The 14,457-nt window shown below is 33.4% G+C and carries 13 protein-coding genes; 4 read left to right on the top strand and 9 right to left on the bottom strand.

Features of this window, described 5'->3' with window-relative positions; genetic code table 11:
• The first annotated feature begins 58 nt into the window (after positions 1–58).
• The 3 genes from ABJM36_RS00470 to guaB all read left to right on the top strand — a co-directional run bounded on the left by ABJM36_RS00470 (position 59) and on the right by guaB (position 5,124).
• Entirely contained in the window at positions 59–2,812 is a 2,754-nt protein-coding gene (locus ABJM36_RS00470; RefSeq protein ID WP_348448045.1) for an outer membrane beta-barrel protein, read from the top strand.
• Positions 2,813–2,883: 71 nt separating this feature from the next.
• Positions 2,884–3,594: an Insecticidal toxin complex protein gene (locus ABJM36_RS00465; RefSeq protein WP_348448043.1), complete on the top strand. Its 711-nt coding sequence runs from the start codon at positions 2,884–2,886 to the stop codon at positions 3,592–3,594.
• 57 nt (positions 3,595–3,651) lie between these two features.
• Positions 3,652–5,124 carry an IMP dehydrogenase gene (guaB, locus tag ABJM36_RS00460; protein ID WP_348448041.1) on the top strand — a complete coding sequence of 491 codons (1,473 nt, stop codon included), beginning with the start codon at positions 3,652–3,654 and terminating at the stop codon, positions 5,122–5,124.
• Positions 5,125–5,214: 90 nt separating this feature from the next.
• On the opposite strand, the gene ABJM36_RS00455 is transcribed toward guaB, so the two are convergent.
• The 9 genes from ABJM36_RS00455 to ABJM36_RS00415 form a co-directional block, all read right to left on the bottom strand.
• Positions 5,215–5,784, bottom strand: a complete 570-nt coding sequence (locus ABJM36_RS00455; protein ID WP_348448039.1) for a type 1 periplasmic binding fold superfamily protein — start codon at positions 5,782–5,784, stop codon at positions 5,215–5,217.
• A 20-nt stretch (positions 5,785–5,804) separates the two neighbouring features.
• On the bottom strand, positions 5,805–8,204 hold the full coding sequence (locus tag ABJM36_RS00450; protein ID WP_348448037.1) for a TonB-dependent receptor: 2,400 nt from the start codon (positions 8,202–8,204) through the stop codon (positions 5,805–5,807).
• A 76-nt stretch (positions 8,205–8,280) separates the two neighbouring features.
• Positions 8,281–8,613, bottom strand: coding sequence for a hypothetical protein (locus ABJM36_RS00445; RefSeq protein ID WP_348448035.1), 333 nt, complete (start codon positions 8,611–8,613; stop codon positions 8,281–8,283).
• Positions 8,613–9,107 carry a DUF6787 family protein gene (locus ABJM36_RS00440; protein ID WP_348448033.1) on the bottom strand — a complete coding sequence of 165 codons (495 nt, stop codon included), beginning with the start codon at positions 9,105–9,107 and terminating at the stop codon, positions 8,613–8,615. Before ABJM36_RS00440 ends, ABJM36_RS00445 begins: the two co-directional genes overlap by 1 nt.
• 36 nt (positions 9,108–9,143) lie before the next feature.
• Positions 9,144–9,581, bottom strand: coding sequence for a DUF6146 family protein (locus ABJM36_RS00435; RefSeq protein ID WP_348448031.1), 438 nt, complete (start codon positions 9,579–9,581; stop codon positions 9,144–9,146).
• 222 nt (positions 9,582–9,803) lie between these two features.
• Positions 9,804–10,439, bottom strand: coding sequence for a DUF937 domain-containing protein (locus tag ABJM36_RS00430; protein WP_348448029.1), 636 nt, complete (start codon positions 10,437–10,439; stop codon positions 9,804–9,806).
• A gap of 124 nt (positions 10,440–10,563) precedes the next feature.
• Positions 10,564–11,514, bottom strand: coding sequence for a D-2-hydroxyacid dehydrogenase (locus tag ABJM36_RS00425; RefSeq protein WP_348448027.1), 951 nt, complete (start codon positions 11,512–11,514; stop codon positions 10,564–10,566).
• A 102-nt stretch (positions 11,515–11,616) separates the two neighbouring features.
• Positions 11,617–12,681: a 3-phosphoserine/phosphohydroxythreonine transaminase gene (gene serC, locus ABJM36_RS00420; protein ID WP_348448025.1), complete on the bottom strand. Its 1,065-nt coding sequence runs from the start codon at positions 12,679–12,681 to the stop codon at positions 11,617–11,619.
• Positions 12,682–12,862: 181 nt separating this feature from the next.
• Positions 12,863–13,921, bottom strand: coding sequence for an acyl-CoA reductase (locus ABJM36_RS00415; protein ID WP_348448023.1), 1,059 nt, complete (start codon positions 13,919–13,921; stop codon positions 12,863–12,865).
• A 99-nt stretch (positions 13,922–14,020) separates the two neighbouring features.
• On the opposite strand from ABJM36_RS00415, the gene ABJM36_RS00410 reads away from it, so the two are divergent.
• Positions 14,021–14,374 carry a 4Fe-4S dicluster domain-containing protein gene (locus tag ABJM36_RS00410; protein ID WP_144117886.1) on the top strand — a complete coding sequence of 118 codons (354 nt, stop codon included), beginning with the start codon at positions 14,021–14,023 and terminating at the stop codon, positions 14,372–14,374.
• Positions 14,375–14,457: the final 83 nt, after the last annotated feature.

The following is a 14,457-nucleotide window of genomic DNA, read 5'->3' as shown; positions in this document are numbered from 1 at the left end:
TTAAACCTTTTCTTACTGTATTGGTCTAAACTTTTTAACCACTACAAACTAAATCAGCTTGAAAAATTTTATAATTTTATCAGTATTACTTTTTTCCACTACTTTATTTGCTCAAAAATTTACTGCCGAAGGCATTGTTAAAGATCAATCGGATTTTGTTCTTGAAGGCGCAACCGTTTATTTTCAAAGTATAAAGGATAGCGTGCCTATTGCTTATGGTATTACAAATAAAAACGGTGAGTTTTCCATAAATGTTAATGCGGAAGAGGATACTAAAACCATTTTCAATATTGCTTATTTAGGCTATAAACCCTATAAAAAAGATATTGATGTACCAGCTGCAGACGATTTAAAAATGGGAATAATAGCATTGGAGGATCAAGCCGAAAGTTTAAATGCCGTTTCTATTATTACCCGGGCGCCTCCGGTTGTTATAAAAAAGGATACCATAGAATATAATGCCGATAGTTTTAAAACATTGCCAAATGATAAGGCAGAAGATTTACTTAAAAAATTACCTGGTATAGAAATAGATTTAGATGGTAATATAACCTATAACGGTGTTGAGGTAGAAGCTATTAATGTGGATGGCATGAGCTTTTTTGGCGAAAAGAAAGGGGAGATAGCATTAAAAAACTTACCTAGTAATGTGGTTAGTAAGGTTCAAGTTACAGACTATAAAACCAATATGCAGAAATTTACTGGCGAAGAGTCAGATTCTGGTACCAAAGAAATAAATCTTAAAATTAAAAAAGGTAAAAATAGAGGTTCCTTTGGCGATGTTAAAGCCGGTTACGGTACCGACGATAAATATCAGGCTAATGCTAACATTTTTCAGGTTATAGACGGCAAGCAATTAGGGGTAATTGGCGGCACAAATAACATTAATATGTCGCGTGGGTTTAATGCGCTTCCAGATACCGATACGAGTACGGGTGATATGAAATCGGATTTTGTTGGTGCAAATTATACCAAAGGGAAGTGGAATGAAACCCGAGTAAACGGAAATTACAAGTATAGCGCTCAAAATAATGATAAGGCCCAAAAAAGTTACACACAGAATTTTTTACCCGATTTAAACTACAATACCAATTCTGAAAGTACAAGTTTTAATGATTCTGAAAAGCATCAAGCAGGAGCCGATTTAAAATTTATAATCAAACCTAAAAATAAGCTGTCTAAAAAAAGAGTACAGCTTTCAAATGAAATCGATTTTAATACCTCAAGTAGCGATTCGGGTTCAACTTCATTAAAAACCTCAGAATCTACCGATGGTGATTTAATTAGCGATTATTCCTCTCAAAATCAGTCAACCTCTTCAAGTTATAATCTTAACAATGAGTTTAGAGTTACAACTATTACCGGGCAAGGACGGGATTATTTAAATATTAGTTTAGATACAGATTTTAGTAAAGGCATGACCGATAGCGAAAAATTTTCAGAAAATATTCTTTATAATAGAAATGAAACCGTTACTCAAAATCAAATTACTAATAACGATAATAATAGTAGTAATATTAGGTTAAATGCCCTTTGGAGTAAAGAGTTGTTTACAGATTTCAGAATTATGCCACGATATTATGTGGCTGTTAACGCTCAAAATAACGAAAAGTATGTTTATGATTATAACGACGTTTCGGAGGAATTCGATGATTTTAACGACATTTTAAGTTCCGAAAGTAATTACACCACTACAACCGTAAGACCCGCCTTAAAATTAAGATACGAATTTAAAGATTTCCGTTTTGAAGTAGAAGGAGGTTATACCAATACTTACCGTAATTATAGAGATCGCTTAGTGGTTGCACGAGATTTTAAAGCAGATTTTGAATACGCAACCTATTCTGCAAGAATACGATACCGCGATAAAAACGGCTATAAAAACATTAACTTAAGGTATAGTCAAGGTATCGATTTGCCTTCTGTAAGTCAGTTACAACCTGTTGAGGATGTTAGCGATATTACTCATATTCGTGTTGGTAATCCGTTTTTAAAACCAGAACTAAGTCATAATTTAAGATTCGATTATCAGAATAATTTAGCATTTCATAATATCAATATTACAGGAAATGCTAGGGCAGATTTTGTTCAAGATAAAATAATCAATTCAACCACTACAGATGCCGATTTAAACAAATTTACAACCTATAGTAATACCAATGGCGATTATTCATTATCTGGAAATGTGGCTTTCTCTAAATCTTATTTTAGTAAAAAGACCAATATTAATCTAAATGTGCGATTAAACGGAAGCTATAAAAACAATATAACGGAACAAAACGGTATTAAGTTTACGGCTAAAACAACTAATATTAGGCCATCGGTTTCGTTTAAATATTCATACGATCAAAAATTAGATTTTAGTGCGGCCTATAGTTACTCGACTACAGAAAGTATTTTTGATACTGATGTTTTTAATGGCAACGACTTTTTTGTTCAAAATTTAGACTTTGAAGCTTCCATATTTTTCTTAAAAAATGTTTTTCTTACTAATAAAGTGTCGTACCGTTATAATAGTACAGTAGGCGATGAGTTTGATGGCGATGCTGTATTTTGGAATGCTGGTTTGGGTATCGAACTTTGGGATAATCAAGCGACTTTAACCTTGGTAGGTTACGATATGTTAGGTAAAAATAATGGCTACAGACGTTCCGTTACAGAAACCTATATTCAGGATGTAGAAAACAAAATTCTGGAGCAGTATTTTATGCTAAACTTTACCTATAAGTTTGGAAGTTTTGCAGGCCAAAAAATGAATGTAAGGGGTAATCGTGGAGGTCGAGGTTCTGGAGGCGGAGGCGGAAGAGGTTAATTAGTACCTATAGCGCCGTGAATTTTTATACTTAAAGTAAATGTAATTAAAATTTCACTTACTTTTAAAGTATGTTTCGATGGTCCTTTTTATTACTACTAGTCATTTTAAATACGTCCGCTTATGCTAAAGAGTGGAAAAACTTAAAGACCTATCAAAAAGCCACTAACCAAAATACAATAACGGCTTCGCATTGGCTAAAAACCGATCGTGTTAATAATACGCTAGTATGGCAAAATGCCAATGTGTATAATCTTAAACATAATGGTTTTCAAGAATACGAGAATATCCAGCAACGCCGCGATTTCTATAAGTGGTTGTATACCCTTTTAGATAAAAAGGGGCACGAGGTTAATTGGGTACAGATGGCACATTATATTTCAGAGAAAATGCGCCTTTTCGATGCCTTTCCTTATACGTTGTTTTTTAATAAGGATATTAAGCAATATGTTTATTTAGGTAACAAAACGGTTTTTAATAACGCTTTTCCTAAGCTTAGGGCATTACATAAATCGCCTATAATTTTAAAAGGTAAAGACGCCGAAAACTGGGATTGTGACATTTTAAAAGAAGAACAATACAATTGGATTCAAGAGGTTTATAAGGTCATGGACATTAAAAGTTTAAAAACCTTAAAACGCATAGCCAAAGGACAAGGTTTATACAGTTTGGTGGTTCCTAAATCCGTTAGGTTTACAGGTGAGTTAGCCAATCCGGAAGACCGTTATCACTACGCTATAAAGGTTCTTAAACCGTATTGTAAAAACAGATACAAAAGTTAACATAATATCTTATAATTTAGTCGTATATTTGCATGCAATTATAATTATAATTGCAACATGACTGCACAAGAAAACAAAATTGTAGGAGAAGGTTTAACTTATGACGACGTTCTATTAGTTCCAGCTTTTTCTGAAGTACTTCCTAGAGAAGTGAATATTCAAACAAAATTTACACGTAATATTACTATTAACGTACCTATTATATCGGCTGCCATGGATACGGTAACCGAAAGTAAAATGGCTATTGCCATGGCGCAAGAAGGTGGTATTGGTGTGTTACATAAAAATATGTCTATTGAGGCTCAAGCACAAAAAGTTAAAAAAGTAAAACGTGCAGAAAGTGGGATGATTATAGACCCCGTTACTTTACCGCTTACAGCTAAAGTGAAGCATGCTAAAAAGTATATGGCAGAATACAGTATTGGTGGTATTCCTATTGTTGCCGAAGATGGTACTTTAAAAGGTATTGTTACCAATAGAGATTTACGTTTCGAGCACGATAACAAAAGACCAATTGTTGAGGTGATGACTAGCGAAAACCTAGTTACCGCAGCTGTTGGAACGTCTTTACAAGATGCGGAATTAATTCTACAAGAACATAAAATTGAAAAGTTATTAATTGTTGACGATAATTTTAAATTATCTGGTTTAATAACGTTTAGAGATATTACAAAACTAAGTCAGAAACCAAATGCTAATAAAGACCAATATGGTCGTTTACGTGTTGCAGCAGCATTAGGTGTTACCGCAGATGCTGTTGAAAGAGCAGAAGCTTTAGTAAATGCAGGTGTCGATGCTGTTATTATCGATACGGCACACGGACATACCAAAGGTGTGGTTGAGGTTTTAAAAACCGTAAAAGCGAAGTTTCCTGAATTGGATGTTATAGTTGGAAATATAGCAACAGGTGCAGCAGCTAAATATTTAGTTGAAGCAGGTGCCGATGCTGTTAAAGTTGGGATAGGACCAGGATCTATATGTACAACACGTGTGGTTGCAGGTGTTGGATTTCCGCAGTTTTCTGCAGTATTAGAAGTTGCCGCAGCTATAAAAGGAAGCGGTGTGCCGGTAATTGCCGATGGTGGTATTCGTTACACAGGCGATATTCCTAAGGCTATTGCAGCTGGTGCAGATACTGTTATGTTAGGCTCGTTATTAGCTGGGACTAAAGAATCTCCAGGAGAAACTATTATTTACGAAGGCAGAAAATTTAAGTCGTATCGTGGTATGGGATCGGTGGAAGCTATGAAAAAAGGAAGTAAAGACCGTTATTTCCAAGATGTAGAAGATGATATTAAAAAACTAGTACCGGAAGGTATTGTAGGACGTGTACCTTATAAAGGGGAACTTAACGAAAGTATCCACCAATTTGTTGGTGGTTTACGTGCTGGAATGGGTTACTGTGGTGCAAAAGATATTGAAACCCTTAAAGAAATTGGACAGTTTGTAAAAATTACGTCAAGTGGTATTAACGAAAGTCACCCGCATGATGTTACTATTACCAATGAATCGCCTAATTATTCTAGGTAAGTTTCTAGTTATATATTAATATGAAAAAAAGCTACACCAACGGTGTAGCTTTTTTTATGAAGTTTAATGTAAAAAAATAAGAAACGGTACTTATTCTACTGCGATATTAAATACAGCTTGAAAATCTGTTTCTCCGCTAGCATTTGTAATATCGCCATCACTTACACCTGTAGCACTTTTATTAGGTTCGTGTCTTAAAGTAATAGTTAATGTTCCTGTACCTAGTGTAGCGCTAGTTGTTACGGTAAATGCTAAACCAACAGGGTTGCTATCGCCATCAAAATCTTCATAAGTAAAAGTCGCAAGACTGTTAGTTACTTGGTAGAAAAATTGGTGTTCGTCATCTTCTTCTTCAATTTCAGCATTTATAGATTCGGCAGGCGATTCTGTTTCATTTAAAAGCTCAAGTGTTCCATTATATGTTGTGTTGGCAGCTAAAGCTCCAGATACAATTACAACAGGAGCGTTTGGTCCGTCGCCATCTAAATCTCTTGTTTGTAAAGTAACAGTTGTTCCACTCGTTACAGGTACTAAAGTAGCTGTTAGGGTTGTTATTACTTCTTCTTCGTTTACAGGTTCTGGATTATCGTCGTCGCTAGAACATGCTGTAAATACTAATGCTGAAATAAATAATAGTGATAATTTTTTTAAAGTTTTCATTCTTCGTGTTTTTTTAATTATTAATAATTTAATTTTAATTGTAACATAAAATTTCTTCCTAAATCATCGGCAAAATATCTTAATCTGTTAAGGTATTCTCTATAAGAAGTATTAAAAATGTTTGAAATATTTAGACCTATATTTAAATTTGTTTTTTTAGAAAGTTTTACTGTAATATCACTTTCAAAATGCATTAAATGATAGGTAGGAGGTGGTGTACTAATATCTAATAAAACAAATTCTTCGGTGGTTGGAATATACACCTCAAAATTATTATCGGGATAATCGTTTTGTTTTAAAACCAACTCGCTTTGTAATTCGGCATTAAAATTTAGCCACTTTTTATTTGAGTATCCTAGGGTATTAACCGTTTTAAAAGAAGGCATATCAATTAAGGCTTCTTTTTGAGTTAGGTCTCTACCTTTTATAAACGCTGTTTTATTATTTAAAAACCACTGGTCGTTAAATTTATAATTTACACTTACATCTAAGCCATATAACAGGGCGTTAGTTTGTAAATACTCCCAAACCGGAAAAGCACCTCTTACGGTTAACTCTGTACCTGTTGGTTTTATATAAATATAATCGTTAATATGATTTACATAGCTTTCTAGGTTTATGGACAGTTTCTCATTTTTAAATAAATACGAAGCACCAATACGGTTTGATGTTTCTTGCTTTATACGCAAATCGCCTAATTCTATTCGTGCTGCAGAGTGGTGCAAACCATCGCTAAACAACTCGGAAGGATTTGGCGCTCTGTTTGCTAATCCGTAATTAAAAATCACAGAGTTAGTCGCGTTAAAATGATGGGTAAGTCCGGCTGAAGCCGAAACATTATGATACGTTAGCACCGGGTTTGCTAATAGCTGTGTTCCTAAATCGTCTATGACAATATTGGCAAAATCTTCATCGTAACCGCGTTCTTCCCAACGGCTTGTTAGATAAAACTTTTTAGCATCTATTTTACTAAAATCGTAACGTAAACCAAAATCTAGATTGGTGTTATCGCCTATTTTGAAGTCTGAAATAGCATAAATTCCGAAATCATATTTATCATAATCAGGAATTAATCGTCTTACACCAGTTTCTGGGTTTGCAAAATTATTTTGGAAACCAAGATTTAACCCAAACTTATAAATAGCGTTGGTGTTAGAGTCTATTTTTAAATCAGATTTTAGGGTATGCGTTTTTAATGTTAAATCTATAGCAGCTTTATCTTTATCGTCGCCAACTCGAATATCGTACTCAAACCTTTGATTGTTTTGGAAGTCGTATTGAACTTCTAAACGCCCAAATTTTTTAAATCGTTTGTAAAAATCTGCTTTAAGAACTTGGTGCGTTACCTCTTGTTTTGGAGCACTAATAGCATAACTAAAATTGTCTTGAACTAACGGTTCTTGGTTGTTAATCGCGTTTACTAAATCTTCTACACTTCCTATATGGGAGGCCCTTAAAATGCCTATTTCATTATTTAAGTAGCTGTAAAAGATATTGAATCCTTTTTCGAAAGTTTTAAACCCAGTATTTACGGATAGACCTTTCGAGTTCATACCCGTATTGGTTAGGTAATAATTTGGGGCTTTAAAATCGCCAAAGCGTTTGTACGACCCTTGCCCAGTTAAATACCATCCTTTTTCCCAAGATTTGGTTAATGAGGAGGATACATTATAACCGCGACCATTACTTTGGGCACCCAAAATGGTTTTGCCGTAAAGGGAATCTTTTAAACTAATGTTTTTAGGTTTTAGCACAATAACACCGCCAATAGCATCGCCACCATAAGCTAAGGCATTGGCACCTTTAATAACGTTTATTTGTCCTGCAGAATTTAAATCGATGTTTGGTGCATGTTCAATTCCCCATTCTTGATCCTGCAAGCGCACGTTATTTGTCATAACAACAATACGGCTACTATGCAAACCATTAATTACTGGTTTTACAATCGTGTTTCCCGTATTAATGGACGACACACCACTTACTCGTTTTAAAGCATCACCAAGACTAAAAGCACTAAAGCGTTCAAGCGTTTTTGCTTTTAACTGCGTTTCTTGAGACGTTTTTGTTAACCTAGGGTTTCCGCTGGCATCAATTTTTATTTCATTAAGTTCCTCAATATGGTGTTCCATATTAATTTCATATTGCGTATCTCCATTAATTTTAACTTCTATTCTTTTTGTCTCGCACCCTAAATGCGAAATTTCTAGAGTTAAAAGTCCTTTACAGAGATTCTCAATACTATAGTTGCCCTCAATATCAGATGTTGTATATCTGTCTAAGGTTTCAATATATATGGCAGCACCAGTTATTGCAGAACCATCATGGAAATCATGTACGTTACCAGAAAGCTTATAATTACAGTTTTGACCATAAGCAATGCCGAATAAACAACATACTATAATCAATGTGTAGTGTTTCATTACTAAATTTTAGTTTAAAAAAAAATGCTAGTATCATTTCTTATTTTAAGCTATTAAAATGAGAAATAATTTTACTTTAAACTAAAAATGGAGGCCCTCTTAAAGAGAAAGATAAAGGCCGATGATTATTAAGAAATTGATATGTTAGACTGTAATTGCGAGCAGGGGATAGGGTTTGAAAAAACTCAATAAATTCTTCCGATAATTGAAAGTGATGAGTAATACTAAATTTTTGAAACTCACAATCTAAATCGACTTTATGAATATGTGTACTACCGTCACCTAAACAAACTTTGTGATTATGATGTTCGAAAACATGTGCTAACTTTACTCCGGCAGGAATTAATAACGTTACTACCAACACAACGGTTAGTAATCTAAAAACGATATGTTCCCTAACTACATGCATTAATCTACAAAGCGTTTTAAACCTAGTCGGCGTAACATTTTCTTTTCGAAATTCCAGAAAAATTTATGCTGACCAAATAGCCAACCTATCAATACAAGTAAAATTTGATAAAAAATAAACCCGATAATGATATATAAAAACCAATATAAAAAGGTGGGTAAGTTGTCTTTATTTATTCCCATTAACTTAATTATTGGCCTGCCTACAAATACTGAAGAAGAGCCCGTAATAGCAAAGACTAAGAATATAGAAATAAGTTCCCATCTATAGGTTACATCCCACTTTTTTTCAAGTTTCGAAAAAATAAAAAGCACTAGTTTTAAAAGGGCAAAAAAGAGTATTGTACTTAAAATTAAATTAAAGACAATATTAGAATTATTTAAAAACAAGGAGGAAAGCCTAAAAGCCGAGTAGCCTAAGCCTAATAGTCCTAATAAAGGGAATATAAATTGCCAATTGCTTTTTATTTCCCAACGTGTTTTTAATTTATCCACTCTTTGCAATTTTTGTGCAAAAATAAATAAAGGGATTTAAATACGGGGAACAAAAGCTCCTAATCTTTGCTTATAGGTTAGCTGGAAGTAAATAAAATAGTTGTATAACATATAATTAACCTCGTAACCGTAATCTATATGAGGTTGATAATCGATTTGCAATTCGTATAAGTTCGGGTCAAACCGTTGAGGTTGAGTGACGCGTTGGTTCCATGCCATGACATATTGATGGTTTCTGTTCTCTAAAAAGGATTGGGAGTAATAACCTCTTTGTTTGGCTCTACTAGCTAACCAAAAGTTAAATCCGGGTTCAATTATTATAATTTCGTATTCAATCTCGTCGTTAGCAATTTTAACAGTATCATTTGCTTTAAGGTTTTCTAAGCGTTCATCTGCATTAGATGTTGTAGTTTTAGAACTGTTACAGGTATAAACGAAAACCGACGCTAGTAATACAAAGATTAATTTTTTCATAATTGACACTTAGTTTAAATGATTATTGTAAAAGTAGTACCAGTTAATTTTTAATAAAAGCTAGAATGAGTAAAGTGGTGGTTTCATTGAGTTATGGCTGCTAGTTTATTTATAAATTTACAAAAAACTAGATGGAGTTGTTGTGTATCCGTGGTATTTAACAAAAAAAAAGAGCCAAACCTTAGGTTTAGCTCTTTTACTACTTTATAAATATCAGGAATCTTATTTTCCAAAAAGACCTCCTAAAAGACCACCAATACCGCCTTTTTTACTTGCATTGCCAAGTACCATTCCTGCAACATCGTCAATAACACTACCGTCACCATCTGCATCAAGAATTTTTTCTAAGAAACTTTGATCTTGAGTAGCTGAATTTCCTCCAAGCATACCGCCTAATAAATCGCCAATACCATTTGAAGCACTTACGTTTTGTTGTTTCGCTTGGTTACCTAAAACACCCATTAAAATTGGGGCAGCAACTTTTAATATGTTAGCTACAGAATCGGTATCTAAGCCAGATTTTTCACCTATAATTTTTTCTACACCTTGTTGTTTTGCTCCTAAAACGTGGTTTAATATTTTCGAACCATCTTCTTTTACATTTTCATCAACACCACCATCAAATAACCCTCCTAGGTTGTTTAAAATACTACCATCGTGTTTGCCTTGAAGGGCACCCATAAGTCCTGCAGCACCTTCTGGTGTTGAGGCATTACGTTCCATAGCTTTCATTAATACAGGCAAGGCCATTGTTAATACACTACTTGTTTTATTTGAGTCGTTACCAGTAGAACCTGCCACTCCGCTAATAATAGTTTTTCCTAGGTCGCTGTTTAATAAATCTAAAATTCCTGCCATGATGTTTTGTTAAATATTTTAATTAATAATTATGAATAAAAATTGGAAGATTAATGTACAAAAAAAAGTCCCAACTTTATAGTTAGGACTCATTTATAATACTTTGGTCACATTTTGTTTATTACTACCCTAAGATACTAATTATTTGTGACGCTAATTCTGTACCAATTCTATCTTGAGCTTCGTTAGTTGCCGCACCAGTATGAGGTGTTAAAGATAAGGCAGGGTTCATTAATAATTGCATTTCTGGTTTTGGTTCTTTTTCAAAAACATCTAAAGCAGCTCTTGCAACTTTACCACTTTCAATAGCTTTTACTAAAGCTACTTCATTAAGAACACCACCACGAGCAGCGTTAGCAATAATAACGCCATCTTTCATCATGTTAAATTCTGCTTCATCAATAACGTATTCTTTTTGAGCAGGAACGTGAAGTGAAATAAAATCAGACTGTTTTAAAACGTCTTCTTTAGAGATGGTTTTAATTTCGAAATTTACTTTTTGACCATCAAAAAATTCTAATTCTAAATCTACTTGATCTAAAAACGGATCGAAAGCTACTACTTTCATTCCAGCACCTAAAGCTACTTTCGCTGTAGCTTGACCAATACGGCCAAAACCTAAAACACCTAAAGTTTTTCCTTTAAGTTCGGTTCCTTTTGCATAAGCTTTTTTAAGACCTTTAAAGTTGTTGTCTCCTTCTAAAGGCATATCTCTGTTTGAGTTATGTAAAAAACGAGATAAACCATAAAAGTGTCCAAATACTAATTCAGCAACAGAATGTGAAGATGCTGCAGGGGTATTAATAACACTTAAACCTTTTTCGCGAGCATACTCAACATCAATATTATCCATACCAACACCACCACGACCAATAATTTTTAATCCTGGGCATGCATCAATTAAATCTTTACGTACTGTAGTAGCACTGCGTACTAATAAAACAGTAATGTCTTTTTCGTTGATGTAGTTAATTAATTGTTCTTGAGCTACGGTTGTTGTTATCACTTCGTATCCACCTTTTGTTAAGGCATCAATACCGCTTTGAGAAATTCCGTCGTTTGCTAATACTTTCATTGAAATTTATTTTTGGTATTCCCTCCAAAGGAGGAAATCTTAATAATTTATTTTAGTTACTTTTTGAGAGTTCCACCTTCATGGAAATAAAAAAGCTGTTTTTTAAGCTTTACTTTCTAATTCGCTCATTACTTCTACTAATACTTTTACACTATCAATAGGCATAGCATTGTACATTGAAGCTCTGTAACCACCAATGCTTCTGTGTCCGTTTACACCACTTACACCTGCTTCTTTAAGCATGGTTTCAAAAGTGTCTTTTAGGTTTTCGTTTTCAAGCGTAAACGTTGCATTCATGTTAGAACGATCTTCTTTAGTAGCAAAACCTTTAAATAATGGATTTAAGTCTATTTCAGAATACATTAAACGAGCCTTCTTTTCGTTTTCTTTTTCGATTTCCTGAATACCACCTAAACCTTTTAACCACTCTAAAGTTAACATGGTTGTGTATATAGGGAATACAGGAGGCGTATTAAACATACTACCTTTATCGATATGGGTTTTATAATCCATCATTGATGGAATTTTACGAGATACTTTTCCTAAAATATCTTCTTTTATAATTACTAGAGTTGTTCCAGAAGGGCCCATATTTTTTTGAGCTCCTGCGTATATTAAATCAAATTGAGTAAAATCTAAAGTACGAGAAAAAATATCACTACTCATATCGCAAACTAATGGAATATTAGTTTTTGGAAACGATTTCATTTGCGTTCCATAAATAGTGTTATTTGATGTACAATGGAAATAATCATAATCTTCAGGTATATCATAACCTTTAGGAATATAATTATAGTTAGCATCTTTTGAAGACCCTACTTCGTATACGTCGTCGTAAATTTTAGCTTCTTTAATAGCTTTTGCTGCCCAAGCTCCAGAATTTAAATAACCAGCTCTTTTTTCTAAAAGATTTAAAGCTACCATTAAAAATTGTGTGCTTGCTCCACCTTGTAAAAACAAAGCTTTGTATCCTTTACCTTCTAAACCTAAAAGCTCTAAAGCTAAAGATCTAGCATTTTCCATAATATCAACAAAAGCTTTACTTCTGTGGGATATTTCTATTAAGGATAACCCGCTGTTGTCTAAATCGACAACGGCTTGAGAAGCTTTAAGTAATACTTCTGGTGGTAAAATACTTGGTCCGGCACTAAAGTTATGTTTTTTCATTTTTGTTCTACCCCTAAACTTTCTTTAAAAGGAAAGTGAATTTTCGGGCTAAATTTAATTAATACTCCGTTTTTATTAAGTATCCTTTATTTTTTTAAAAGGATGAAATGTTATAAAATTTAAAGAAACAAAGGTGCTAATTAATTGGATAAAATTAGTTAAATTATTAATAATTTTTTCGTCAAATTGCTAACAAAAATTCAACAGAATCAACATCATCCGCATAATCCCAAAGTTGAGGTTTTTGAGTAGCTCCAAATGCGATTTCATTTTTATCGAATCCTTTCGAAACTATACATTGAATTTGATCTTTTTTTGATTCTAATTTTGTTTTTAATTCTGAAGCGTTTTCATAATATTCATAAAATAGGGTCGCAATTGGAGAGGCAAAACTTTCATCTTCTTTAATCATGAAGAATCCGTTTTCTAACATATCGAATTCGCTCATTAAATAAACGGCTTTATTATAGTCGTAATTATTAGCATATTTGGCTTTTTCAATAATAGGGTGCCAATGGTAAATAGACTCAAAAAGCACTTTAAAATCATAGTTTTTAGGTACAAAAACTTTTGAAACATTTCTGCAACCTAAACCGTAATATCTAAAAATATCTTCCGAGAGGTTTTTTAAATCTTCAGGCGTTTCGTTTCCTGTTAAAATCGCTATAGAATTCCTGTTTTTTCTAATAATTGAAGGTTTATCTTTAAAATAAAACTCAAAATAACGTGCTGTATTATTGCTTCCCGTAGCAATTACAGCGTCGAAGTTTTCAATTTTAGCTTCTGTAAAAGAAATGCTTCCTTTAAATTGAGGTTCTACATACTCCAAGTATTTTGCTAAATAGGGTAGTAAGTGTTTGTCGTTTGAGGATTGTTTAACCAAAACGTGATGTCCTGAAATTAAAACAGATAAAAAATCGTGAAATCCCACTAGTGGAATATTACCAGCCATAATTATAGCGACTTGCTTTGGCGTATTATTTTCAATCTTGTACGGGGCTAACCAAGTGTTTAAATTTTCTGTGGTTAGCGCATCGGACCACGATTTAAGGGAGAAACTAATATTTTCTTCTGTAAACCAGCCGTTGTTTTCTTTGGCTAATTTTAATTGGTGCTTAAAACCATCGAAGAATAATTCGTTATGTTCAATATTTTCGGCTTTATGGAATACTTCTTTAGAAAATTGTCGTAAAAAATCTCCTAACTTTACAAAAGCATTAATTCTTTCTTGTAATTGCATCCTTTATTTGGTTATGAATAGTTTTGGCTTTATTTTTGCAACTGCAAATTTAAGGAAACTCAAATAGAGTTCTTTAATTTTAAAAGATAAAAAATTACTATGGCAATTATAATAACAGACGAGTGTATAAATTGTGGGGCTTGTGAACCTGAATGTCCAAATACGGCAATTTATGAAGGTGCTGATGACTGGCGCTATAAAGATGGTACTAGTTTAGATGGTACAGTAGTTCTAACTAATGGGAAAGAAGTTGATGCTGATGAGCCACAAGAGCCGGTTAGCGATGAGCTTTACTATATTGTTCCAGATAAGTGTACGGAGTGTAAAGGTTTCCATGATGAACCTCAATGTGCGGCGGTATGTCCTGTAGATTGTTGTGTTCCTGATGAAGATGTTGTTGAAACTGAAGAAGAATTATTGGCTAAGCAAAAATTTATGCATCCAGAAGGATAATATAAATACATTTTAAATATATAAGAATCCTGAGCGTTATGTTTAGGATTTTTTTATGCTAATTTTTATTGAAGAGTTATGAA

This window comes from Algibacter sp. (assembly GCF_039977455.1).
GTDB lineage: Bacteria > Bacteroidota > Bacteroidia > Flavobacteriales > Flavobacteriaceae > Algibacter_B.
Note: the sequence above shows the minus strand (reverse complement) of the source record. Positions and strands in the feature narration are given on the sequence as shown.